This is a genomic window from Amycolatopsis sp. MtRt-6 (assembly GCF_017308975.1).
Lineage (GTDB): Bacteria > Actinomycetota > Actinomycetes > Mycobacteriales > Pseudonocardiaceae > Amycolatopsis.
Map to the genome: position 1 here is coordinate 252628 of NZ_JADWPD010000008.1, position 23499 is coordinate 276126.

Here is a 23499-nt window from a genome sequence, read left to right on the forward strand (position 1 = left end):
GGCCGATGCCGCGGAACCCGCGCATCGGCAGCGTTGGCCCGGTGATCGACTACGACCTCAGTGCGAAGAGCCGCCGGCTGGCGGCCGTCCTCGCGACCCTCGCGGTGACCGTGACACCCCCGGCGTCCCCGGGAGCGGCCGCGTGGCCGGCTCCGGCCGGGGCCGCCGCCTGGCTCGCCGACAGCCGGCGGCTCCCGGATCCGGTCACCACCGATCCCGCCGGCGTGCACCGCTTCCTGGCCTCCGCCGGCGAGGCCGGGCGACGGGAACTCGCCGCCCGCTACCCGGGCGTCGTGGGTGCCTTGGACGGCGCGCCGCCGGAGCTGCGGTACACGGCCAACCGCGTCGCCATGCGCGCGGCCGGGCCACCGTACCGGGACCGGGCCGGGCAGTTCCTGCTGTTCGACCCGCGCGGCGACGGCCGGGTGGCGCAGGTGTTCGGCGACCTGGCCACCGCGGACCGGATCGCCGTGCTCGTGCCCGGGGCGGCCACCCGCGCGGACAACTTCTGGACCGGCGTCGGCGACCGGCGCTACCGGGCACCGGCCGTCCAGGCGGCCGGCCTGCACCGGTCCGCCACCGCGCTCGGCGCGGGCGGGACGCTGGCGGTGATCGCCTGGCTCGGCTACGACGCCCCCGACGGCGTCACCCTGTCCGCGGCCCGCGAGGACCTGGCCCAGGCGGGCGCGGTGGCCTTGCGGCGGTTCGTGTCCGGCCTCGTCGCCGTCCGTCCACAAGCTACGATCGCGCTGCTCGGGCACAGCTACGGGTCGACGGTGATCGGCCTCGCCGCCCCCGGCCTGCCCCGGCAGGTGACCGACCTCGCCGCCTTCGGCAGCCCCGGTATGGGCGTCGACGACGTGACCGGCCTGCACACCACCGCGCGCGTCTGGGCCGGCCAGGCCCGCGGCGACTGGATCCGCTGGGTCCCCGGTGTCCGGCTGCTCGGGCTCGGGCACGGCAGGAAGCCGGCCGACCCGGCGTTCGGTGCCCGGGTGTTCGCCACCGCGGACGTCATCGACCACGACCACTACCTCAGCCCCGGCACCGACTCCCTCGCCGCCCTGACCCGCATCGCGCTCGGCACCGATCCGGCACCCCGGCCGTGAACGCTGGGCCGACCGGGTGGCCTTCCGGCCGGTCCCTCAACCGGCTCCGCCCGGCCGGCGTGGGCGCGGTACCCGACCGGAAAGGCAGGATCGATGAACTCTCGAACCGCGAAGACCATGCTCGCCGCGACGCTGACAGCCGCCGGGCTGTCCGTCGCCCTGGCGTCCCCCGCGGCCGCGGCACCCGCTTACTGCTCCGCGTCGCAGTCCGGCAACGGGACGTCGGCCTACTGCTACGCGTCCGCGGCCGGCACGCAGTTCCGGGCCGTCGCCTATTGCCGGTACCTGACGCCGAGCGGCAGCTTCGACTACGCCAACTTCTACGGCGTCTGGCGGGTGCAGGGCGACCCCTACTACTCGACGGTGGCCTGCGGCGCCGGGTGGAGCTTCCTCAGCCCCAACGCCCAGGTGCGGTGAGGCGCTACGAAAAGCGTTCCAGGGCCCGGATCTTGTTGGTCGCGTCCAAGGCCGCCACCTTGTACGCCTCCGACAGGGTCGGGTAGTTGAACACCGCGTCGACCAGGTAGTCGACCGTGCCGCCACACCCCATCACCGCCTGTCCGATGTGGACCAGGTCGGTCGCGCCCGTGCCGAACACGTGGACGCCGAGGAGTTTCCGGTCCGCCGTGGACACCAGGAGCTTGAGCATGCCGTAGCTGTCACCCGTGATCTGACCGCGGGCCAGCTCGCGGTAGCGGGCGATCCCGACCTCGTACGGCACCGACGACGACGTCAGCTGGGCCTCGGTCGCGCCGACGTACGAAATCTCCGGGATCGTGTAGATGCCGATCGGCTGCAGCGCGCCCATCTCGTGCGCCGGCTCGCCGAACGCGTGGTACGCCGCGAGCCTGCCCTGGTCCATCGACGTCGCCGCCAGTGCCGGGAAGCCGATCACGTCGCCGACCGCGTAGATGTGCGGCACCGCCGTGCGGTAGTTCTCGTCGACCACCAGCCGGCCGCGCTCGTCCGCGCTCAGGCCCGCCGCCTCCAGGTTGAGCGCGCCGGTCATGCCCTGGCGGCCGGCGGAGTACATGACGCCGTCGGCGGGGATGCGCTTGCCGCTGACCAGCGTCGTGATGGTCGCGTGGTCGTTCACCGCCACGTCCGCGACCTTCTCGCCGAAGCGGAACGTGACACCGAGGTCGCGCAGCTGGAACTTGAGCGACTCGACGATCTCCGGGTCGCAGAAGTCGAGCATGTGGTCGCGCTGCTCGACCACGGTGACCCGCGAGCCGAGCGCGGCGAACATCGACGCGTACTCGATCCCGATCACCCCGGCGCCCACCACGACCAGCGACGACGGGATCTGCTCGAGCCGCAGGATCTCGTCGGAATCGAGCACGCGGGCGGCGTCGAAGTCGACCTGCTTCGGCCGCGCGGGCCGGGTGCCGGTGGCGATGACGACGTGGTCGGCCGACAGCGTCCGCCGGTCGCCGCGGTGGCGGCCTTCGACCAGCACGGTGTGCGGGTCGGTGAAGGAGCCGGTGCCGTCGACCAGGTCGACGTGGTTGCGCATCAGCTGCGCGCGCACGACCTGGACCTCGCGCCCGACCACGTGCTGGGTGCGCGCGAGCAGGTCGGCGATGGTGATGTCCTGCTTGACGCGGTAGCTGGCGCCGTAGAGCTCTCGCTGGTTCATGCCGGTCAGGTACAGCACGGCTTCGCGCAGCGTCTTGGACGGGATCGTGCCGGTGTTGACGCACACCCCGCCGACCATGTCGTGCCGGTCGACGACCGCCACTTTCTTGCCGAGCTTGGCCGCGGCGATCGCGGCCTTCTGCCCACCAGGACCCGAACCGATGACGATGAGGTCGTACTCGTGCTCGCTCACGACGTCGAGCCTGCGCACCCGGCGCTCCGGACGCAACCCCCCTCGCCGGCGAAGATCCGCGCGCAGCCCCGCCGAAGGGCTAGCGTGTCCGGGTGCTGCGCGTCTCGCTGCTGGGCGAGCAGGTGATCGCCGACGACGAGTCCGGTGCCGTGCTGACGCGGTCGCCGCGCTCGGTCGCGCTCGTGGCCCACCTCGTCGTGCACGCCGGCCGGGCGCAGCCGCGGCGCCTGCTCGCCGGGCTGTTCTGGCCGGACTCCACCGACGCGCAGGCGCTGACCAACCTCCGCCGTGAACTGCACCAGCTGCGCCGCGCGCTGGGCGACCTCCCCTCGCTGACCGTGACCGGGCAGGACCTGTGCTGGCGGGACACGCCGTCGAGCCGCGTGGACGTGCGGGAGTTCGACGTCGCCCGCCGGGCCGCACTGGCCGCCGAGGACCCGGGCGCGGCCGCCGCCCACGCCCGGGCCGCCCTCGCGGCCTACGGCGGCGAGCTGCTGCCCGGCCTCGCCGACGACTGGGTCCTGGCGGCCCGCGGCGAACTCGAACGCCAGTGCGTCGAGCTGTGCGACCTGATCAGCCGGACGCCGTCGGGCGACCCCGCCGCCGCGCTCGCCGCGGCCCGCCGCCGCGTCGCCCTGCGCCCGCTCGAAGAGACCGGCTACCGGACGCTGATGCGGCTGCAGGCCGAAACCGGGGACCGGGCGGGCGCGGTGAGCACGTACCACCGGTGCGCGTCGCTCCTCGAGCGCGAGCTCGGCGTCGTCCCGGCCGAGCCGACCCGGGCGGCGCTGCGCCGGCTGCTCGCCCGGCCGGACCCCGAACCCCGGCGGCCGGCCGCGCCCGGGCTCGTCGGCCGCGCCGGGGAGCTGGCCCGCCTCGGCGAGCTCTGGCGGGCGGCCGCTGCGGGCCGCGCCGGGGTCGTCCTCGTGCGCGGCGACGCCGGGGTCGGCAAGACCCGGCTGGTGACCGAGCTGGCCGGGCGGGCCCGCGCCGAGGGCGCGGTCGTGGCCGCCGGCCGGTGCTTCGGCACGCCGGGACGGCTCGCGCTGGCACCGGTGGCCGAGTGGCTGCGGACCCCGGCCGTGCGGCGGGCGGCGGCCGCACTGGACCCGGTGTGGCGGACGGAGGTCGACCGGCTGCTGCCGGGCACGCGCACCCGCGCCGGCGGCGAGCACGGGATCGTCGAGGCCTGGCAACGCCTGCGGTTCTTCGAAGGGCTCGCCCGCGCGCTCACCGGCGACCGGCAGCGGCCCGTCCTGCTGGTGCTCGACAACGCGCAGTGGTGCGACGAAGAGACGGGCGCGTTCATCGCCTTCTGCCTCGGCCTGCTGCCGGACGCGCCGCTGCTGGTCGCGGCGACCTCGCGCGACGGCGGCCCGGGCCCGGGCGTCGCGGCGTGGGCCGTCCCGCTGCGCGACGACGGCAGGCTGGCCGAGCTGCCGCTGCGCCCGTTCGACGCCGACGGCACGGCCCGCCTCGCCGAGGCGGTCGCCGGGCGGCCACTGTCCACTTCGGACCGCGACCTGCTGCACGCGGCCACCGGCGGTTATCCGCTCTACGTCGTCGAAGCGTTGCGGGCCCACGATTCCCCGCCCGCCGAGGGGCTGGCCGCCGTGCTGCGGACGCGGCTCGAGCAACCGGGCCCGGCCGCCCGCGAGATCGCCGGCCTCGCCGCCGCGGCCGGCCGCGACTTCACCCTCGAGCTGCTCACCGAGGCGAGCGACCTCGACGCGGACAGCGTCGTCGACGCCGTCGACGAGCTGTGGCGGCGCCGGATCGTGCGCGAGTTCGGCGGCGCGTACGACTTCACCCACGACCTGCTGCGCGAAACGGCGTACCAGCAGGTCAGCCCGCCGCGGCGGTGGTTGCTGCACCGGCGGCTGGCCCAGGGCCTGGAGCTGCTGCACGCCGGGGACACCGACGCCGTGGCGGCGCAGCTGGCCGAGCAGTACGCCCGCGGCGGCCGCCCGGACCGGGCGGTCGCGCACTACCGCCGGGCGGCGGCCGTCGCCGCGGGCACGTTCGCCCACGCCGAAGCGATCCGGCTGCTGCGCGAGGCACTGGCACTCGTCCGCGCCCGGCCGGCGAGCGGCAACCGCGACCGGGACGAGCTGGCCGTCCTCGAAGCGCTCGCCGGGCCCCTCAACGCCCACCAGGGCTACTCGTCTCCCGAGCTGCAGCGCACGCTGGAGCGTTCGCTCGCGCTCGCGGAGTCGCTGGGCGACGCGGCGGCCGCGCTCACCGCGCTGCTGGAGCTGTGGTCGTCGCGGTTCGTCCAGGGCCGGACGGTCCAGGCCCACGAGGCGGCCGTGCGCGCCCTCGGGCTGCTGGCCCCGGGAACGAGCGCCGAGCAGGACGGCTCGGCCCACTTCATCGTCGCGGGCTCGTCGCTGAGCCTCGGCCACGATCCGCGGGAGGCGCTGCACCACTTCGATCTGGGCGCCGAGCGCACGCGCAACGCGACGTCGTGGCCGATCGGCACCCGGCCGGACGTCCACGGCCCGGCCTGGGCGGCGCACGCCCACTGGCTGCTCGGCCGGGAGGACGCGGCCGTGGCGTGCGGCGCCGAGGCGATCGCGCTCGCCCGCAGGATCGAGCACCCGTACAGCTTGGCCATCGCGCTGGCCTACGCCGGAATAACCCACCAGTTGCGCCGCGACCGCCGGGCGCTGGCCGCGGCCGTGGCGGAGCTGCGGGAGCTGTGCGACCACTACGGCTTCGCGTACTACCGCGAGTGGGCGCTGGTGCTGGGCGGCTGGGCCGACGGCGGCACGGCCGGCCTGGCCGCGGCCCGGCAGGGCGTCGCGAACCTCAAGGCGGAGGGTTCGTTCGCCCGGATGCCGTACTGGCTGTCGCTGGTCGCGGAGCTGTCACCGCCGGAGGCGGCCCGGGCCACGCTGGACGCGGCACTGGCGGCCGCGGAGTCCCGCGACGACCGCTGGTGGCTCCCGGAGGTGCTCCGGCTGCGGGCGAGCCACGACGCCGACCCGGTCCCCCGCCTCCGGGCGGCCGCGGAGCTGGCCCGCGCCCAGGGCAGCGTGGCCCTGCGACGGCGGGCGGAGGCGGACCTGAGCGAACGATCCCGGCCCTGACCGGCGCCGAACGACCCGAACGCTCCGCGAACGCCGGCTGCCTACGTTCCCCTCCGGAACCGAAATCCGAGAGGGGCCACCATGACCACCACAGCCTTGCCGCACGAGGAACTGGCCACCGCGCTGCGCGGCGACCTGATCACCCCGGCGCACCCGGCCTACGACGAGGCCCGGGCGGTCTACAACGCCATGATCCACAAGCGCCCGGCGGCGATCGCCTACTGCCGCGACGCGGCCGACGTGGTCACCTGCGTCCGCTACGGCCGCGCCCAGGGCCTGGACATCGCCGTCCGCGGCGGCGGCCACAACGCGGGCGGCCTCGGCGTGGCCGACGGCGCGCTGGTCATCGACCTGTCGCGGCTGCGCAGCACCACGGTCGACCCGGTGCGCCACACGGTCAGGGCCGACGCCGGCTGCACGTGGGGCGACGTCGACCACGCCACGGTCGCGTTCGGCATGGCGACACCGTCGGGCATCGTCGCGTCCACGGGAGTGGCGGGCCTGACCCTCGGCGGCGGCATCGGCTACCTGGCACGGCGCTTCGGCCTGACGGTCGACAACCTCCTGGGAGCGGACGTCGTCCTGGCCGACGGCTCGTTCGTGCACGCGTCGGAAGCCGAGCACCCGGACCTGTTCTGGGCCTTGCGCGGCGGCGGCGGCAACTTCGGCGTCGTCACGTCGTTCACGTTCCGCTGCCACGATATCGGCGAGCAGGGGGTGATCATCGGCGGCCCGGTGCTGTACGACCTGGCCGACACCCCGGACGTGCTGCGGTGGTACCGCGAGCTGCTGCCGTCGCTGCCGGAGGAGCTGAACGGCTGGTTCGGCCTGCTGACGGTCCCGCCGGCACCACCGTTCCCGGAGCAGCTGTGGGGCCGCAAGGCCTGCGGAATCATCTGGTGCTACACGGGATCGCACGACAAGGCGGACGAAGTGCTGGCACCGGTGCGGTCGTTCGGCTCGCCGTTGCTGGTGGGCCTGCACGACATGCCGTACACGGCACTGCAGGGAGCGTTCGACGCGCTGTACCCACCGGGCCTCCAGTGGTACTGGCGAGCGGACGTGTTCCACGAGATCACCGACGAGGCGATCGAAATCCACCTCAAGCACGGAAGCGACCTGCCGACCCTGCACTCGTCGATGCACCTGTACCCGATCGACGGAGCGGCGGCCAGGGTGGCAACGGACGCAACGGCATTCCCCCACCGATCGGGCGGCTGGTCGGGAGTGATCGTGGGCGTGGACCCGGAACCGGAGAACGCGGAAGCAATTTCCCAGTGGACGAGAAACTACTGGGAGGAACTGCACCCCACGTCGGCGGGAGGGGCGTACGTCAACTTCATGATGGAGGAAGGACAGGACCGGGTCCGAGCCGCATACCGAGGAAACTACGAGCGCCTGGCAGCGGCGAAGCGCAGGTACGACCCACAGAACGTGTTCCACATCAACCAGAACATCCACCCGGCGTAAGAGATGTCAGGACCGCAGAGAACCCCGTTCCCGCTGCCAATCGGTCACAGCGGCCAACCCGGACTCGATCTCCTCGGTCAGCAAAGCCCCCAGCTGACCAGAGACATCCGAACCCAGGAGCTCCCCCACCCGATCCAGCAAAGACAAAGCCTCCCAAGGCGAAGAAGCGAGCGAACCCACCGAAACCCCCGGCTCGGGCGGACTCAACCCCTCTTCCAACCCGAACCGCCCGGCAGCAAGCAAAGCCGCGACCACGAGATGCGGCTGAGCATCAGCCCCCGCGAACCGGAACTCCAGCCGCCGATCCCCACCACCCCCGGCCACCCGCACCGAAGCGGTCCGATCGTCATACCCCCAGCGAACATCCCGCGGCGAAAACGGCGCGGTCCGCAGCCGGACGTAGGAATTCCACGTCGGCGCCCACACCGCGGTCAACGCCCGAGCCTCACGCAGAACCCCGGCCAGGAAACCGCCCAGCAGACCGGGTTCCGACCCGTCCACAGCGGACAGCGACAGGTGCACATGCCCGGAGTTCCCCTGCCCCGGCTCAGGAGCCGCCAGGTAATCGGCAGTGACCCCGTGCCGAGCGGCCGCCCGGCGCACCACCAGCTGCTGCAACAGAACGTCATCACAGGCGGCCAAGGCATCCCGGTGCCGCAGCACGATCTCGTACTGCCCCGGATGGCACTCGGCCCGCGCGGACTCGACCCCGAGCCCGGCGTCGTCCAGCTCCGTCCGCAGGTCACGCAGCAACGGCGCCAGTCGTTCCGTCCCGCCGACCGCGTAGTCGACACCGTGCGCGGTGAGCGGCACACCGCGCGAATCGCGGAACACGACCTCGTGCTCGATGCCCACCGAAGGCACCAGCCCCAGCCCCTCCAACGCGGCCAGCTGCCCCCGCAGCACCTCCCGCGGCGCCAGCTCGGCGGCGGCCCCGGACGGCCATTCGGCGTCGGCGACGACAGCCCACGTCCGGTCGCCCAGCGGAACAGCCGACGCGGCATCGGGCCGCACCCGCAGGTCGCCGAACCCTTCGAGGTAGCCACCCAGGACACCGGACGCCGGCAGCGGCTCCCGGGACGGCGTCCACGCGAAGACGTAGCTGCAGACGCCGTAACCGTCATCGAGCACCGAAGCGGCGAACGGCGCGGCCACCTCCACCCCGGCGAACCGGGCGTGCGGGTCGGGGACCAGCAGGAGCAGCCGGGCGCCCTCCTCGGCGAGCACACCACGCAACACGGCCTCCCCCGCCACAGCCGCCGCACGCCGGGCGGAAAGGGACCGGGGCCCGGCCGGCCGCGCGAACGGCGTCACCAGGCGCCACCCGGATCCGGGGCGTGCAGCGGGTTCGGCACCCGGCCCCAGCGCACGTCGAACTCGTCGTCGCGCTCCACCTTGTCGAAGCCCTGCCCGGCGAAGTGCTCGCGGTTGAGCGTCACGCGCTCGACGTCCGGCGCGAACAGCCGGCACGCGTCGAACCGCGCGGCCAGGTCGGGATTCTCGTCACGGTAGCGGCCGACGATCTCCCGCACGAGCGCCCAGAACCGGGCTCGGGGCAGGCCGGTCTCGTCGAGCAGGACCTCGGCCCAGAACCGGAACTGGCCGGAGAACACCGAGCTGAACAGCGACTGCGCCAGCAGGTGCGCGGGCCACCGCAGCATGTCCGCGGCGGCCTCGGGCGGCAGCGACGCATAGCTCGGCACCTGTTCGTCGAGCAGGTCGACGCCCTGGGCGAAGTCCTTGATCAACACCCGTTGCGGAACACCGGCGTCGTCCACGACCAGGATCAGGTTCTGGCCGTGCGGGCAGAACCCGACGCCGTGGCGCAGCAGCCACTGCAGCAACGGCGTGAGCGTCAGGTCGAACAGCCGCGTCAGCCACGCCGCCGCGTCCCCGCCGCCGATCAGGTGCGCCAGCACCGAGCCGCCGTCGGGACCCCGGTACGGCAGCGCGGCGAAGGAGATCGCCCGCTCCCCCGCCGCGAGCCGGATCGGTTCGCGCCACAGCGCACCCAGCGTTTCGTGGAACCGGTACGGCAGCTCCTCGAGCCGCCCGAACAGCGGGTGCCGCACCGAAACGCTCGCGACCTCGCCGAGCAACCCGAACCGGTACTCCGCCAGGAGCGGATCGGCGGCGCCGACCTGGCGCAGCCACGACGTCACCGACGGCCCGGCGAGCGTGGCCGCGGAGTTGAGCCCCCGGTAGACGAGCGTGTTCCGCACCGACACGGCGGTCTTGACGTCGTGCCGGCCGGGCGTGCTCACGTTCGCCAGGGTCCGGACGGTCTGGTGCGGCCGGTAGGCGTCGGCACTCTCCCCGAGGTCGATCACGACGCCGGTGGCGAGCTCGGCGGCGTAGAGCGTGCCGAGGATTTCGTCGGCCTGCCACGGATGCACGGGCACCCAGACGTAGTTCCCGGGCGCCTTCGCGGCGAACTTCTCGCGCAGGTCGCCGAGTTCGGCGGCCAGCAGCGCGTCCCGGCTCAGGTCGCCGACACAGCGGAACTCGGCGTGGTCCGGGTGGACGGCGAACCAGCGCAGCCGGACGTCCGCACCCGCCTCGGGCGCGTACCGGGCCCGATCGCGTGCGGAGAACCCGACGCGACCCTTGTTGAGCACCAGCCGGGGATGCCCGGTGAGGTGCCCTTCGGCGACGTTGTAGTCCATAGTGGACAGCTCGGCGGCACTCGGCGCGCGACGCAGGCGGGCGGCCTCGTTGGCGACCGTGGAGGTCAGTTCGGCGAGCACGTCGGCCAGCCGCAGCCCGCTCAGGCCGAGCACCTCGCGGGCGTCGACGACGAGGGTCCGCGGGTCGGTCACCGGTTCCCCGGACCGCCGCGCGCTGCCGGGTTCGACCGTGAGCGCGTCGAACGCGCCCCGCCGGGCCCGGAACGTGTAGGCGGCGCCCGGCAGCTCCAGCCGGTGGGTGGCGCCGTCCGCGACCGGCTCCAGCATGTGCTCGTAGGACAGTTCGCCGAGCATCTTGTGCGTGATCAGCGCACCGGCCGCGCGCCAGGCGGCCGCCTCGTCCAAGGTCACTTCTCCTCCAGGCCGAACGTGGTGAAGGCGGTGCGGTCGGGCAGCTCGTGCACGGTCTTGCCGCAGACGGCGTTGAGGATCACGGCCGCCCGCCACGCGCCGAGACCGAGGTCGGGGGCGCCGGGCCCGTGGGTGTGCCGCTCGGCGTTCTGGACGAACAGCGACCCCGGCACGTCGAGCGCGACGCGGTAGCCGGCGTCGACTTCGAGCCGGCCTTGCCGGTCGCGGTGGACGGCGTCGCCGAGCCCGGCCAGCAGCGGCCCGGTCGGCGCCTCCGCGTACCCGGTGGCCGCGACGACGGCGGCGGTGCGCAGGGTGCCGTCGCGGCCTTGCTGCGCGTGCCGCACGACCAGTTCGATCTCCTGGCCGGTGGTGGACGATCCGACGACCTCGACGCCGGGGGTCAGCACGGCCCCCGGCGGGCCGGTGATGCTGCGGCGGTAGAGCTCGTCGTGGATCGCGCCGATCGTCTCGGTGTCGATGCCCTTGTAGAGCTGCCACTGCGTGGGCAGCAGCCGGTCGCGGACGGCTTCGGGCAGGCCGTGGAAGTACGCGGTGTAGTCCGGTGTGAACTGTTCCAGGCCGAGTTTCGAGTACTCCATCGGCGCGAACGCCGGGGTCCGCGCGAGCCAGCGCAGCCCGTCCACTGTGGATCGATTGCGGAGCAGGTCGAGCACGACTTCGGCGCCCGACTGGCCGGAGCCGACGACGGTGACGCTGCCGGCGGCGAGGAGCTCGTCACGGTGCGTCAGGTAGTCGGCCGAATGCAGCGCCAGGACGCCGGGATCGGCGACGAGGTCGCGCAGCGGTTCCGGCACCGACGGCACCGAGCCGACGCCGAGCACGACGTTGTCCGCGAGCACCGGTTCCCGGCCGGTGACGGTGAGTTCGAAGGCGTCACCGGCCCAGCGGATGGCGGTCACTTCGTGCCCGAAGTGGCACGACGGCAGCCGCGCGGCGGCCCAGCGGCCGTAGTCGTCGTATTCGACGCGCGGCATGTGGAACCGCTCGGCGAAGTAGAACGGCAGCAGGCGGCCGCGGTCGCGCAGGTAGTTGAGGAAGGAGAACGGGTTCGTCGGGTCGACCAGCGTGACGAGGTCGGCCAGGAACGGCACCTGCAGCGTGGCGCCCTCGACGAGCAGGCCGGGGTGCCAGCGGAACTCCGGGCGGGCGTCGAAGAAGACGGCGTCGAGGCTTTCGACACCGGAGGCGAGGGCCGCGAGCGAGAGGTTGAACGGCCCGATCCCGACACCGGCGAGGTGGTGGCGCCTCACGAAGCGACCGGGCTTTCCCGGCCGGCGACGAGCTCGGCACCGGCGGTGGCGACGATCCGGTCGAGCAGCGGCACGTAGTCGGCGGCGGTGGTGTGCGGGTGCAGCAGCGTCAGCTTGAGCCAAAGCTGGTTCGCCCCGCCCGGCCCGGTCGGTAGCGCGGCCCGGCCGATGACGGCGGTGCCGGCTTCGAGCAGGGCCCGGCGGACACGCGCGACGAGCTCGTCACCGCCGGTCTGGTCCGTCTCGTCGGCCAGGACCGGTCGCAGGACCACAGTGGACAGTTCGGGCGGGCCCCAGAGCCGCAGGCCGGGGTGGCCGTCGACGTGCCGGGCGACCTCGGCGGCGGTGGCGCAGCAGCGTTCGACGAGCGCGCCGAGGCCGTCGGTGCCGAGGGCGTGCACGGTGACGGCCATCCGGAAGGCGTCCGGCCGCCGCGACGTCCGGATCGAGCGGCCGAGCAGGTCGGGCAGGCCGGCTTCGGTGTCGTCGTCGGCGTTCAGGTATTCGGCGCGAACGGTGAGGGCGCCGAGATCGGCGCCGTCCCGGGCGGCGAAGAGCCCGGCGGCGACCGGCTGCCAGCCGAACTTGTGCAGGTCGAGCGCGACGGAGTCGGCCAGTTCCAGCCCGGCGAGCTTGGTCCTGAGGGCGTCGCTGCAGAGAGCCATGCCCCCGTAGGCGGCGTCGACGTGCAGCCGCGCGCCGTGCCGGCGGCAGATCCGGGCGATTTCGGGCAGCGGGTCGAGGGTGCCGGTGTTGGTGGTCCCGGCGGTGGCGACGACGACGCAGCCGGGAGTGAGGACCGTTTCGAGCGCACCGGGAAGCAGCCGATCGCCTTCGCAGGGGACGACGATCGGCGCGGGCAGGCCGAGCAGCCAGGCGGCGCGGGCGGCGCTGTGGTGGGCGTTGGCCCCGCAGACGGGCTGGACGACGCCGTTTTCGCGGGCGAGGAGGAGGCCGAGGAGGTTGGATTCGGTACCCCCGGTGGTCACGACGGCGTCGGGGTTGTCGGCGTCCGGGTAGCAGAGCCGCGCGATCCCCGCGGTGAATTCGCGTTCGAGTTCGCTGGCGACGGGGGCTTGGTCCCAGGAGTCCATGGAGGGATTGAGGGCGCCCGCGACGACATCGGCCGCGACGGACACGGCGAGGGGCGGGCAGTGCAGGTGGGCGGCGCAGGCGGGATCGGCGGGGTCGGCGGAGCCCGCGGCGAGGAGGCGGCTGAGCTGCTCGAGCGCGGCTTCGGCGCCGACGCCGCGGCGGGGCAGGGCACCGGCCCGGGAGGACGCGCCGGTCGCGGAGTGGTGTAGCCCGACAGCAGGCCCGGGCGCGGCGGCGCGGTGCGGCACGGTCGCGGCGGCCGGCGTGGTTGCGGGATGCGGCTCAGCAGCCGGACCGGGCGCGGCGTGCTGCGGCGCGGTTGCAGCGGCGGCAGCGTGATCCGCCCTGCCGAGCTGCACGCCTGCCGCGGTCTCCCCGGTTACGGGCGCGGGCCCCGGCTCGTCAGGAGCCGCGTCGACCGGGGCAGCGGCCGGCTCGCCGCGTTCCGCCACCAGGGCCGCGGCCACCGCTGCCGGTCCGCCTGCCGGGACCGGGCCGCCGCGCTCGGCGATGCCCGCCGCCATTCCGCGGAGGGCCGCCGGGATCAGCTCGGCGAGCCGGTCCGCGCCGCCCTGGCCTCCGGCCAGCCCGTCTGCCCGCATGTGCCCCGCCTTTCTTAGGGTTGCCTTGCCTACGCTGAGCAACACTACGGCGACCGACGGCTGCCTGTCATCCGGTCCCGTCCAGCATGCTCGACCGGGTGGCGGGAACGCGTCGGCCATCGGGAGTAGGTTCACCGCGAGGAGGTGATCAGCGTGCCGCGATGGGACGTCCTGGCGGTCATCGGCGCCGGCGGCGCGCTCGGCAGCCTCGCCCGTTACGGCCTGTCGCTCGCGATCCCGCACGCGCGCGGCGAGTTCGCCGTCGCGACGCTGCTCACCAACGTGCTCGGCTGCCTGCTCATCGGCGTCCTGATGGCCGTCCTCACGACCACCGCCCGCCCGCACCACCTCCTCCGGCCGTTCCTCGGCGTCGGGATCCTCGGCGGCTTCACCACGTTCTCCACGTTCGTGACCGACACCCTCGACGCCGCGACGACCGGCCGGCTCGTGGAATCCTTGGCCTACGTGGCCGCCTCGGTGGTGCTGTGCCTGACGGCGGTCGCGGCCGGCCTGGCGGCGACGCGCGCGGTGCGAAAGGGACACTGATGGACGGACCTGCCACCCGCCTGACGATGCACCTCGGCCAGGTCGAGGTAGTCCGCTACGTGGGGCGGCCGGAGTGACGCCGGTCCTGGTGGCCCTCGGCGGCGCGGCGGGCTCGATCCTGCGCTACCTGACCGACCGGAAAGTCCAGCAGTGGCGCGATTCGCCGTTCCCGTTCGGGACGCTGACGGCGAACGTCATCGGCTCGTTCGTCCTGGGCTTCCTGAGCGGCTGGCTCCTGCACGGCGCGGAGCCGTCGTCGGTCCGCGCGCTGGTGGCGGTCGGGTTCTGCGGTGGGCTGACGACGTTCTCGACGTTCGGCTACGAGACGGTCCGGCTGTTCCTGGCGAAGACGCGGCTGTACGCGGTGCTGAACGTGCTGGTGACGGTGGCCGCGGGGCTCACCGCGGGCGGGCTCGGCCTGTTGCTGGCCACCGTCACCTTCACGTGAGGCGTCAGCGCGGCGCCAGGCCGCGCACCTGCTCGAACGGGTCGTCCCCGGTCGGGAGCAACGCGATGACCGGCGTCGTCAACCCGTTGTCCACATAGGACTGCACCTGCTCCCGGCAGGACTCGACGCTGCCGTGGATCACCAGCTCGTCCACCACCGAGTCCGGAATGACCTGGTTCGCCTTCTGCCGGTCGCCGGCCGCCCACGCCTCGTGCATCGGGGCCAGTGCCTCGCCCCGGCCCAGCCATTCGTGGAACGCCGCGTACACCGGCACCGTCAGGTAGCTCGAGATCAGCATCCGGCCCAAGCCGCGGGCCGCCTCGGCGTCCTCCGTCGGGCAGACGAAGATGCGGGCCGCCAGCTCGACGTCCGGGCCGACGACCGACCGCACGCGCGGCACGTCCGACGCCGCCAGCCAGTTCGTGATCGCGCCGTCCGCTTCCCGCGCCGCCAGCTTGAGCATGCCCGGGCGGAGCGCCGCCAGCATGATCGACGGCGGTGGGTCCGCCGGGCGCTCCAGGCGGAACTTCGAGACCGCGAACGTCTCGTACTTCTCGGTGACCTTCTCCCCCGCCAGCGCCGACCGCAGGAAGCGCAGCGTGTCGCGGGAGCGCGCGAACGGCTCGTCGAAGGAGGCCGCGTTCCAGCCGGAGACGATCACCGGGGACGAGGCGCCGATGCCGAGGACGAACCGGCCCGGGGCCAGCTCCGCGACCGTCGCCGCCTGCATGGCCAGCAGGCCGGGCCCGCGCGTGTACACCGGGACGATCGCCGTGCCCAGCCGCAGCTGGGGCGCCCACTGCGAGGCCAGGACCAGCGGCGTGAACGCGTCCGTGCCCGCCGTCTCGGCCGTCCACGCGTCGGTGTAGCCCAGGTCCGGCAGCTGTTCCACCAGCTCGCGGTGTGCCGTCAGCGGCACCCCGGTCAGCGGGATCGTGAGGCCCCAGCGGGTCATGCGGTCTCCTTCTCGACGGCGGACAGTTCGCGCAGCAGCCAGTCCACCTGCGTGCGCATCAGGTTCTCCGCGACCTCTTCGGCCTGCGGCGTCATATGGGTCGCGCCGGCCAGCGGCAGGAAGACGTGCGGGCGGCCCTTCGCCAGCAACGCCGACGACAGCCGCAGCGCGTGCGCGACGAACACGTTGTCGTCGGCCAGCCCGTGCACGATCAGCAGCGCGCGGCTCAGCTCGCCCGCGCTCTCGATCAGCGAGTTGTGCGCGTAGCTCTCCGGCTCGTCCTGAGGCTTGCCCAGGTACCGCTCGGTGTAGTGCGTGTCGTACAGCGACCAGTCGGTGACCGGCGCGCCCGCGACCGCCGCGTGGAAGACGTCCGGCCGCCGCAGCACCGCCAGCGCCGACAGGTAGCCGCCGTACGACCACCCGCGGATCGCCACGCGTTCCACGTCCAGCTCGGGATGCGAAGCAGCCGCGGCCTGCAGCGCGTCCACCTGGTCCTGCAGGGTGACGTCGGCGAGGCGCCCGGCGATCTCGCGCTCCCACACCGCGCCGCGGCCCGGCGTGCCCCGGCCGTCCGCGACGAGCACCGCGAAGCCCTGGTCGGCCAGCCACTGCGACGTCAGGAACGCGTTGCGGCTCTGCAGGACGCGCTGGGCGTGCGGCCCGCCGTACGGGTCGAGCAGCACCGGCAGCTTGCCCTCGCTCGGTTCGTACCCGCGGGGCAGGAGCAACGCCGCGCGCAGGCCGCGCTCGCCCAGCGTCAGCCAGGTCAGGTTCGGGACGATGTCCGGGTCCACAGTGGACGAGGAGATCGCCGCCACCGGTGCGCCGTCCCGCAGCACCGAGACGCGCGGGCCGCTGTGCTCCAGGCTCCACGACGACAGCACGGTCACCGCGGCGGAACCGGAGCCGACGTGCACGCCGTCCACAGTGGACAGGCGACGCACCGACGAGCCCTCGGTCCGGAAGACGTGGATCTGCGTCGGGTCGGCCTCGGAGGCGCTGAACAGGATCTCCTCGCCGACGTCGAGGACGGCCCGCAGCTGCAGCCCGGCCGGGGTGACGGCCTCGCCGCCGACGACGAGCCGGTGGTCGCCGTCGACCATGCCCTCGACGACAAGGCGGCCATCCGGCGTCCAGGCCGGGACGCCGCCGACGATGTCGATCCAGTGCTGGTCGGACGCGGTGTGCACGACCGACGTCGAGCCGTCGGTGACGTCGAGGGCGAGGACGTCCATCCGCTTCTGGTCACGCGGCTGCACGGCCAGCAGCGGCGCGCCGCCGGCCGACCAGTGCACGGAGGCCAGGTACTCCCACTCCCCCGGCTCGACGTCCACCCGGGAGCCGTCGAGGCCGAGGACCGCCAGCGACACGAGGGCGTTCGTGGTGCCCGCGGCCGGGTAGGCGACGACGTTGGCCGGATTCTGCGGGTTGGCCGGGTCGGCGATGGTCCAGCGCGGGACCGGGCCGCGGTCGGAGCGCTCGGCCAGGACGCTGCGACCGTCGGGCGCCCACCAGTAGCCGCGCGTGCGGTCCATTTCTTCGGCGGCGATGAACTCGGCGAGGCCCCAGGCGATGTCCTCGCCGTCCTCCTCGACGAGCACGCGGTCGTCGCCGGTGGCCAGCTCCAGCACGTGCAGCCGCCGGTTCTGGACGTACGCGACGTGCGTGCCGGCCGGGCTGGGCCGCGGGTCGATGACCGCGCCGTCGACGCGCAGCGTCACCTCGCCGGAAGCGAGGTCCAGCGTGTAGAGCTTGCCCGAAAGCGAGAACACCGCGACGGTGAAGGCCGCGTCGACGCCGTAGTGGACGACGCCGCCACCGGTCTCGCGGGCCCGCTCGCGCCGGGCACGCTCTTCGGCGGGCAGCTCCTCTTCGCCGGGCAGCAGCTCGGCGGCGTCGACGAGCTTGGTCTCGGCGCCGGTCGCCAGGTCGGCCGACCAGAGGCTGTGCCGGGGGTCGGTGCCCGACTCCGCGCGCAGGAACAGCACGCGGGAGCCGTCCGGGGCGACCCGGAACTCCTTCGGCGCGCCGAGGGTGAAGCGCTGGGTCCGGGCCTGTTTGCGGAGGAACGGGAGGTCGTCGACATCGGTCACGCCCGCACTCTTCCAGACGATCACGACGCGACGCCAACACCCTTCAGCTTGGCCAGCTCCGCGTCGACGTCGTAGTCCGGCGCGGGGAACCGCGGCTTCAGCTCGGCGAGGGTCTCGATGAGCAGCTCGGCGACGGCCCAGTTGCGGTACCACTTGTGGTCGGCGGGCACCGCGTACCAGGTCGGCGTCTTCTCGAAGATGCCGGCGTAGGCCTTCGCGTAGGCGGGCCAGTGCGACCGCGCCTCCAGGTCGCCCGGGTTGTACTTCCAGCGCTTCTCGGGCGTGACGAGCCGGGCCTTGAGCCGCTTGAGCTGCTCTTCGGGCGAGATGTGCAGGAACACCTTGAGCACGGTGGTGCCCGCCTCGGCCAGCTCCGCCTCGAAGGCGGTGATCTCGGCGTAGCGGCGGCGGCGCTCGGCCGCGGTGAGCAGGCCGTTCACCCGCGGGACGAGGATGTCCTCGTAGTGCGAGCGGTCGAAGACGCCGATCTGCCCGGGCGCGGGCAGCTGCTTGCGGATCCGCCAGAGGTAGTGGTGCCGCCGCTCGGCCGCGGTCGGCTTCTTGAACGCCGCGTACCGGACCCCCATCGGGTTCACCAGCCCGAGCACGTGCGAGACCGTGCCGCCCTTGCCGGAGGTGTCCATGCCCTGTAGCACGAGCAGGACACTGCGCCGGCCGCCGGCGACGCCCTCGGCGTAGAGCGCCTCCTGCAGCGCCGACAGCCGCTCGCCCGCGCTGCCGAGCCGCTCGAGGGCCTTGGTCTTCTTGCCCGGCCCGACCGGGGTCGAGCCCGGGTCCGGCAGCTCACCGCCGACGCGCAGCGCGTCCCGGACCCGGCTTCCCTCGTCCTTCTTGGCCATCCCGGCACGATAACGACTCGGGCGGCAGCTTTCTCGGCGAAGAGCTGCGGCAGGGTACGCAGCAAATCGAGGGTCAAGCGTCGATATTGCGCAACGAACACCGGGTGAAAGCAACGATTCCCGGCTGAACTCTGCGTGTTCTGCCTCTAACCTGAACGCATGACGACGTTCGCCGGCCGGGAGACCACCGCCAGCTTCATCGAGCTCGACGAGCGCTGGAGCACGCACAACTACCACCCGCTGCCCGTCGTGATCGCCGAAGCCGCCGGTGCCTCGGTGACCGACGTCGAGGGCCGGACCTACCTCGACTTCCTCTCCGGGTACTCGGCCCTGAACTTCGGCCACCGCCACCCGGACCTGGTCGCCGCCGCCGTCGAGCAGCTCGGCCGCGTCACGCTGACCTCGCGGGCGTTCCACCACGACCAGCTGGGGCTGTTCTGCCGCGAGCTGGCCGAGCTGACCGGCACCGAGCTGGTGCTGCCGATGAACTCCGGCGCCGAAGCCGTCGAGTCCGCGGTCAAGATCGCCCGCAAGTGGGCGCACCGGGTCAAGGGCGTGCCGGACGGCACCGCGGAGATCATCGTCGCGGGGTCGAACTTCCACGGCCGGACCACCACGATCGTGTCGTTTTCCACCGACGAGACCGCCCGCGCCGACTTCGGCCCGTTCACCCCGGGCTTCGTCACGGTGAAGTACGGCGACGCGGCCGCGCTGCGCGACGCGATCACCCCGCGCACCGCCGCGGTGCTGCTGGAGCCGGTGCAGGGCGAGGCCGGCGTGATCGTGCCGCCGGAGGGCTACTTCGCCGACGTCCGGCAGGCCTGCGACGAAAACGGCGTGCTGCTGATCGCCGACGAGATCCAGTCCGGGCTCGCTCGTACGGGCACGGTGCTGGCGCTGGACCACGAAGGCGTCCGCGCCGACGTCTACACGCTGGGCAAGGCCCTCGGCGGCGGCATCCTGCCGGTGTCCGCGGTGGCCGGCCGCCGGGACGTCCTCGGCGTGCTGAAGCCGGGCGAGCACGGCTCGACCTTCGGCGGCAACCCGCTGGCCTGCGCGGTCGGCCGGGCGGTCGTTCGCCTGCTGAACACGGGCGAGTTCCAGCAGCGGGCGGTGGAGGTGGGCGCCCACCTGCACACCCGGCTGACCGCGCTGATCGGTCAGGGCCTGTCGGAGGTCCGCGGCCGCGGCCTGTGGGCGGGCATCGACATCGCCCCCGGCGGTCCGTCGGGGCGCGCGGCGTCGGAGGCGCTGATGGCGCGGGGCGTCCTGTGCAAGGAGACGCACGAGCGCACCCTGCGCGTCGCCCCGCCGCTGGTGATCACCCGCGAGGAGCTGGACCGCGGCATCGACGCGATCGCCGAGGTCATCCGCCCCTGAAACCACCCGGACGCCGCCGGGTGAGCCTCCCGCCCCGGCGGCGTCCGGGAGCACAACGTCCCGTCCGGACGTTGTGCCCGGTATGGGATCAGGGGAATGGGCAGAACGGCCGCTGGCCGGCACCGACAGCGTCACGCCGGCCGAGCTGTACGAACAGGGGAAGCGGCTCCGGGAGAAGACGCCGGCCGCCGTGCACGACCACGACGTCGCCGCGAAAGGCCGGCCGAGTGCGCTGCAGTACTTCGAGGCCACCAACGCCGGGCGGCTGCCGGAGCTGGTCGAACTGCGGCGCGAGCGGATGCGCACGTCGCCGTTCACGTTCTTCCGCGGCGCGGCCGGGCTGATGGGCGCCGACCTCGCGGGCACGCCGTCGTCCGGGGTCACCGCGCAGCTCTGCGGTGACGCGCACGCCGCGAACTTCGGGCTCTACGGCACGCCCGAGGGCAAGATCGTGATGGACATCAACGACTTCGACGAGACGGTGCCGGGGCCATGGGAGTGGGACCTCAAGCGGCTCGCCGCCAGCCTCGTGCTCGCCGGCCGCGAGGGCGGCATCCGCGAGGCGGGCTGCCGCGAGGCCGCCGAAGACGCCGTGAAGTCCTACCGCCGGACGATCCGGGCGCTGGCCGAGCTGCCGTTCCTCCGCAGCTGGAACGCGCTGCCGGACTCGTCGGTGCTGTCGAAGGCCCGCGCCGGCGAGCTGATCGACGACTTCGCCGACGCGGCGGAGAAGGCCCGCAAGAACGACAGCGCGAAGGTCGCGGCGCGCTGGACCGAGCGCGTCGACGACCACGACACCGGCCTGTCCCGCCACCGGTTCGTCGAGGACCCGCCGGTGCTCACCCACGTCGACGCGGAAACCGCCGAGGCCGTCGCCGCCGGCCTGACGTCCTATGTGGACACCCTCCGCGAGTCCCGGCGCACGCTGATCGCCCGCTACCGGCTCGCCGACGTCGCCTTCCGCGTGGTCGGCACGGGCAGCGTGGGCTTGCGCAGCTACGTCGCCCTGCTGCACGGCAACGACGACGAAGACCTGATTCTGCAGGTGAAGCAGGCCCAGCGGCCGGCCCTGGCGCCGTACCTGGACCTGCCGCCGGCCGCCCACGAAGGCCGCCGGATCGTCGACGGCGCCCGCCTGGTGCAGGCGGAGACCGACATCCTCCTCGGCTGGACCACGATCGACGGCACCCCGTACATCGTCCGCCAGTTCCGCAACCTCAAGGGCGACATCAACCCCGCGGAGCTGGCCAAGGACCACCTCGACGACTACGGCAGGCTGGCCGGGGCGCTGCTGGCCCGCGCCCACACGCGCTCCCTGCACCCGAAGCTCCTGTCCGGCTACTTCGCCGACGATTCGGAGCTGGACGAGGCGATGGGTGCGTACGCCGTGCGGTACGCCGACCAGACGGAGGCCGACCACGCCGCCTTTTCCCGTAGCTGACCGGACAGGTTGCCGGTCAACGCTGGAGATCGACTTCCCCGCCGTGCTAGATGTGCGCGGACCGAAGGAGGCGGCGTGGCGGATCTCAACCGGCGGTCGGTGCTCACCGGGGTCGCGGGCGCGGCACTGGCGATGTCCGCGGCTCCCCCGGCGGCCGCCGCGGGGCCGGTGCGCCGGCGGGCGTTCCGGCTGGGCGTCAACTACACGCCGTCGACGCGCTGGTTCCACATGTGGGAGGACTGGCGCGAGGACGACCTGCGCCGCGACCTCGACGACATCGCCGCGCTCGGGCTCGACCACCTCCGGCTCATGCTGCTGTGGTCGGCGTTCCAGCCGGAACCCGCCCTGGTGAGCGGCGAAAAGCTCGACCGGCTGCACCGGTTCCTCGACCTCGCGGACGCGGCCGGGCTGGACGTCGAGGTCACGGTGTTCAACGGCCACATCTCCGCGCGCTACTGGACGCCGAACTGGCTGCAGACGAAGCCGAAGCCGGTCAACTGGTTCACCGACCCGGCGGCCCTGGACGCGCAGCGGACCCTGTTGACGGCGCTGGCCGAGCGGATCGGGCGGCACCCGCGCTTCCTGGGTTTCGACCTGTCGAACGAGCCGTACTACTACTGGGACGACTTCGCCGGCCTGTTCGTCACCCAGGCCCAGGCCGACACGTGGGCCCGCACGCTGTGCGCCCACGCCGAGCAGGTGGCTCCCGGCAAGGAGCACACGGTCGGCTGCGACCGGGCACCGTGGGACAACGGCACGTACTTCACCCGGCCGGGGCTCGCGGACACGGGCGCCGTGGTGGCGATCCACCCGTGGACGTCGTTCTCCGGCACGCTCAAGACGGACCCGCTCGGCGCGGTCGCGACACACAACGCGGAACGGCTGATCCAGGTGGCCCAGGCGTACGCGACGGACCCGGCACGCCGCGTCTGGATCCAGGAAGACGGCGCGGCGCCGTCGATCCACTTCAGCGACGCGACCCGGGCGCAGTACGGCGAATGGCTGTCCCGGTCGATCCGCAACGCGGCCGCCTGCACCGCCACGCTCGGCTTCACCTGGTGGTGCTCCCACGACGTGAACCCGGCGCTGGTGCCGAACCTGAACCCCCTGGAGTACGACCTCGGGCTGTACACGAACGACCGTCGGCTGAAGCCCGCGGGACAGGCGTTGAAGGCGCTGGTGGCCGAGTTCGACCGGACCCCGCCCGCACCCCGGCCCCGCACCGCGGCGATCGTCGTTCCGGACCTCTTCCCGACGTGGGGCAACGACCGCTTCTTCAAGCTGGCGGCGGAGGGGAAGCGGGTCGCGTTCGTGCTGCAGAGCCGCGCTTCGGACGCGAACCACCTGAAGCAGCGGGGCATCACGGAGCTCATCCGGCTGTGACCAGCGCGGCGACGTCGGCCGCGCAGCCCCAGGCCAGCGTGATGCCCGCGCCCCCGTGGCCGTAGCAGTGCACGACGTCCCCCACCCGCTCCAGCCGGACCTCGCGCCGGGACGGGCGCAGGCCCACCAGCGACCGCAGCACCTCCGCGCCCGCCAGGCGTGGCTCCAGCTCGCGGCAGCGGCGCAGGATGTCCGCCGTCACGGCCGGGTTCGGGTCGGTGTCCGCGCGGCCCGGCTCCTCCGTTCCGCCGCACACCACGTGGCCGCCGTGGGGGATCACGTACGTCACGCCCGGGCCCCTCTGGTCGACCACGAACTCCGGCAGACCCGGGTCGGTCAGGTGCACGACCTGGCCGCCGACCGGGACCATCGAGCCGTCGCCCGCCAGCCGGCCCGCGCCGAGGCCGGTCGCGTTGACCACGACGTCCGCGTCGAGGCCCGACAGCGACGTCAGGGGCCGGTACTCGATCCGCACGCCCAGCGAACCCACGCGCGAGAGCAGCCAGTGCAGGTAGACCGGCGTGTCGACCACCGCCGTCGTGAACTCCACGCGGTCGCCGTCGCGGGCCGGGTTCTCCACCGCCGGGAACCACTGCGGGTCCGGCTCACCCGCCGCCAGCAGGACACGGCCGCGGCGGAAGCGGACCCCTGGCGCGTCCTGCCCGCGGAACACCGCGAGGCTCGCCGCGGTCCACCGCACGACCCGCTCGTCCGGTGAACGCCCGGGCGGGTACAGCACCCCACCGGCCACCGCCGACGTCGATTCCGCCGGCGGGGCCGCCGCCACCACCGTGACGTCGTGCCCCGCCTCCACCAGCCGGTACGCGCTGCTCAGGCCCACGATCCCGGCCCCGGCGACTGTCACTCGCATTCCCGCAT

Annotated in this window: 18 protein-coding genes; 9 read left to right on the forward strand and 9 right to left on the reverse strand. The window is 73.6% G+C overall.

Annotation, left to right across the window (positions count from 1 at the left end; genetic code table 11):
• Window positions 1–41: 41 nt before the first annotated feature.
• Together I4Q55_RS16705 and I4Q55_RS16710 are read left to right on the forward strand one after the other, a co-directional pair.
• Window positions 42–1109 (forward strand): alpha/beta hydrolase, encoded by a 1068-nt coding sequence (locus I4Q55_RS16705; protein ID WP_206788779.1) that lies wholly within the window; start codon window positions 42–44, stop codon window positions 1107–1109.
• Between the two features lie 93 nt (window positions 1110–1202).
• A complete protein-coding gene (locus I4Q55_RS16710) occupies window positions 1203–1526 on the forward strand; it encodes a hypothetical protein (protein WP_206788780.1) in 324 nt (107 codons plus the stop codon).
• A gap of 4 nt (window positions 1527–1530) precedes the next feature.
• Here I4Q55_RS16710 and sthA read toward each other — a convergent pair whose 3' ends face one another.
• A complete protein-coding gene (sthA, locus tag I4Q55_RS16715; protein WP_307793227.1) occupies window positions 1531–2940 on the reverse strand; it encodes a Si-specific NAD(P)(+) transhydrogenase in 1410 nt (469 codons plus the stop codon).
• Between the two features lie 92 nt (window positions 2941–3032).
• On the opposite strand from sthA, the gene I4Q55_RS16720 reads away from it, so the two are divergent.
• Together I4Q55_RS16720 and I4Q55_RS16725 are read left to right on the forward strand one after the other, a co-directional pair.
• On the forward strand, window positions 3033–6032 hold the full coding sequence (locus tag I4Q55_RS16720) for an AAA family ATPase (RefSeq protein ID WP_206788782.1): 3000 nt from the start codon (window positions 3033–3035) through the stop codon (window positions 6030–6032).
• Window positions 6033–6113: 81 nt separating this feature from the next.
• The gene (locus I4Q55_RS16725; RefSeq protein WP_206788784.1) at window positions 6114–7502 is read left to right on the forward strand and encodes an FAD-binding oxidoreductase; all 1389 of its coding nucleotides are present in this window, start codon (window positions 6114–6116) and stop codon (window positions 7500–7502) included.
• A gap of 6 nt (window positions 7503–7508) precedes the next feature.
• Here the strand turns inward: I4Q55_RS16725 and I4Q55_RS16730 are convergent, their stop codons facing one another.
• The 4 genes from I4Q55_RS16730 to I4Q55_RS16745 are packed head-to-tail and all read right to left on the reverse strand — an operon-like array spanning window position 7509 to window position 13511.
• Window positions 7509–8816, reverse strand: coding sequence for a glutamine synthetase family protein (locus I4Q55_RS16730; protein ID WP_206788786.1), 1308 nt, complete (start codon window positions 8814–8816; stop codon window positions 7509–7511).
• Window positions 8813–10540, reverse strand: a complete 1728-nt coding sequence (locus I4Q55_RS16735; RefSeq protein WP_206788788.1) for an IucA/IucC family siderophore biosynthesis protein — start codon at window positions 10538–10540, stop codon at window positions 8813–8815. Before I4Q55_RS16735 ends, I4Q55_RS16730 begins: the two co-directional genes overlap by 4 nt.
• Entirely contained in the window at window positions 10537–11814 is a 1278-nt protein-coding gene (locus I4Q55_RS16740; RefSeq protein ID WP_206788790.1) for a lysine N(6)-hydroxylase/L-ornithine N(5)-oxygenase family protein, read from the reverse strand. Before I4Q55_RS16740 ends, I4Q55_RS16735 begins: the two co-directional genes overlap by 4 nt.
• Window positions 11811–13511 carry an aminotransferase class V-fold PLP-dependent enzyme gene (locus I4Q55_RS16745; RefSeq protein ID WP_206788791.1) on the reverse strand — a complete coding sequence of 567 codons (1701 nt, stop codon included), beginning with the start codon at window positions 13509–13511 and terminating at the stop codon, window positions 11811–11813. The genes I4Q55_RS16740 and I4Q55_RS16745 overlap by 4 nt, the downstream gene beginning before the upstream one ends.
• A gap of 144 nt (window positions 13512–13655) precedes the next feature.
• On the opposite strand from I4Q55_RS16745, the gene I4Q55_RS16750 reads away from it, so the two are divergent.
• Window positions 13656–14057 (forward strand): CrcB family protein, encoded by a 402-nt coding sequence (locus tag I4Q55_RS16750; protein WP_206788793.1) that lies wholly within the window; start codon window positions 13656–13658, stop codon window positions 14055–14057.
• Between the two features lie 73 nt (window positions 14058–14130).
• A complete protein-coding gene (gene crcB / locus I4Q55_RS16755) occupies window positions 14131–14505 on the forward strand; it encodes a fluoride efflux transporter CrcB (RefSeq protein ID WP_206788795.1) in 375 nt (124 codons plus the stop codon).
• 4 nt (window positions 14506–14509) lie between these two features.
• On the opposite strand, the gene I4Q55_RS16760 is transcribed toward crcB, so the two are convergent.
• Genes I4Q55_RS16760 through I4Q55_RS16770 form a run of 3 tightly spaced genes read right to left on the reverse strand, consistent with a single transcriptional unit; the run spans window position 14510 to window position 18416 of the window.
• Window positions 14510–15460, reverse strand: a complete 951-nt coding sequence (locus I4Q55_RS16760) for an LLM class F420-dependent oxidoreductase (RefSeq protein ID WP_206788797.1) — start codon at window positions 15458–15460, stop codon at window positions 14510–14512.
• Window positions 15457–17556: a S9 family peptidase gene (locus I4Q55_RS16765; protein WP_206788799.1), complete on the reverse strand. Its 2100-nt coding sequence runs from the start codon at window positions 17554–17556 to the stop codon at window positions 15457–15459. The genes I4Q55_RS16760 and I4Q55_RS16765 overlap by 4 nt, the downstream gene beginning before the upstream one ends.
• Before the next feature lie 20 nt (window positions 17557–17576).
• Window positions 17577–18416 carry a PPK2 family polyphosphate kinase gene (locus tag I4Q55_RS16770; protein ID WP_206788801.1) on the reverse strand — a complete coding sequence of 280 codons (840 nt, stop codon included), beginning with the start codon at window positions 18414–18416 and terminating at the stop codon, window positions 17577–17579.
• Window positions 18417–18575: 159 nt separating this feature from the next.
• On the opposite strand from I4Q55_RS16770, the gene rocD reads away from it, so the two are divergent.
• The 3 genes from rocD to I4Q55_RS16785 all read left to right on the forward strand — a co-directional run bounded on the left by rocD (window position 18576) and on the right by I4Q55_RS16785 (window position 22620).
• The gene (rocD, locus tag I4Q55_RS16775; RefSeq protein ID WP_206788802.1) at window positions 18576–19796 is read left to right on the forward strand and encodes an ornithine--oxo-acid transaminase; all 1221 of its coding nucleotides are present in this window, start codon (window positions 18576–18578) and stop codon (window positions 19794–19796) included.
• An 82-nt stretch (window positions 19797–19878) separates the two neighbouring features.
• Window positions 19879–21237 (forward strand): DUF2252 domain-containing protein, encoded by a 1359-nt coding sequence (locus tag I4Q55_RS16780; protein ID WP_206788803.1) that lies wholly within the window; start codon window positions 19879–19881, stop codon window positions 21235–21237.
• Window positions 21238–21312: 75 nt separating this feature from the next.
• Window positions 21313–22620, forward strand: coding sequence for a cellulase family glycosylhydrolase (locus I4Q55_RS16785; RefSeq protein ID WP_206788804.1), 1308 nt, complete (start codon window positions 21313–21315; stop codon window positions 22618–22620).
• Here I4Q55_RS16785 and I4Q55_RS16790 read toward each other — a convergent pair.
• Window positions 22607–23491, reverse strand: a complete 885-nt coding sequence (locus I4Q55_RS16790; protein ID WP_206788805.1) for an FAD-dependent oxidoreductase — start codon at window positions 23489–23491, stop codon at window positions 22607–22609. The two genes, I4Q55_RS16785 and I4Q55_RS16790, sit on opposite strands and share 14 nt — an antisense overlap.
• Window positions 23492–23499 lie beyond the last annotated feature (8 nt).

Bases quoted from the DNA above. Each gene is read 5' to 3' on its own strand.
- I4Q55_RS16745 (WP_206788791.1), bottom strand. From the start codon at position 13,511: ATGCGGGCAGACGGGCTGGCCGGAGGCCAGGGCGGCGCGGACCGGCTC.
- I4Q55_RS16725 (WP_206788784.1), top strand. From the start codon at position 6,114: ATGACCACCACAGCCTTGCCGCACGAGGAACTGGCCACCGCGCTGCGC.
- I4Q55_RS16790 (WP_206788805.1), bottom strand. From the start codon at position 23,491: ATGCGAGTGACAGTCGCCGGGGCCGGGATCGTGGGCCTGAGCAGCGCG.
- I4Q55_RS16780 (WP_206788803.1), top strand. From the start codon at position 19,879: ATGGGATCAGGGGAATGGGCAGAACGGCCGCTGGCCGGCACCGACAGC.
- rocD (WP_206788802.1), top strand. From the start codon at position 18,576: ATGACGACGTTCGCCGGCCGGGAGACCACCGCCAGCTTCATCGAGCTC.
- I4Q55_RS16760 (WP_206788797.1), bottom strand. From the start codon at position 15,460: ATGACCCGCTGGGGCCTCACGATCCCGCTGACCGGGGTGCCGCTGACG.
- I4Q55_RS16710 (WP_206788780.1), top strand. From the start codon at position 1,203: ATGAACTCTCGAACCGCGAAGACCATGCTCGCCGCGACGCTGACAGCC.
- I4Q55_RS16770 (WP_206788801.1), bottom strand. From the start codon at position 18,416: ATGGCCAAGAAGGACGAGGGAAGCCGGGTCCGGGACGCGCTGCGCGTC.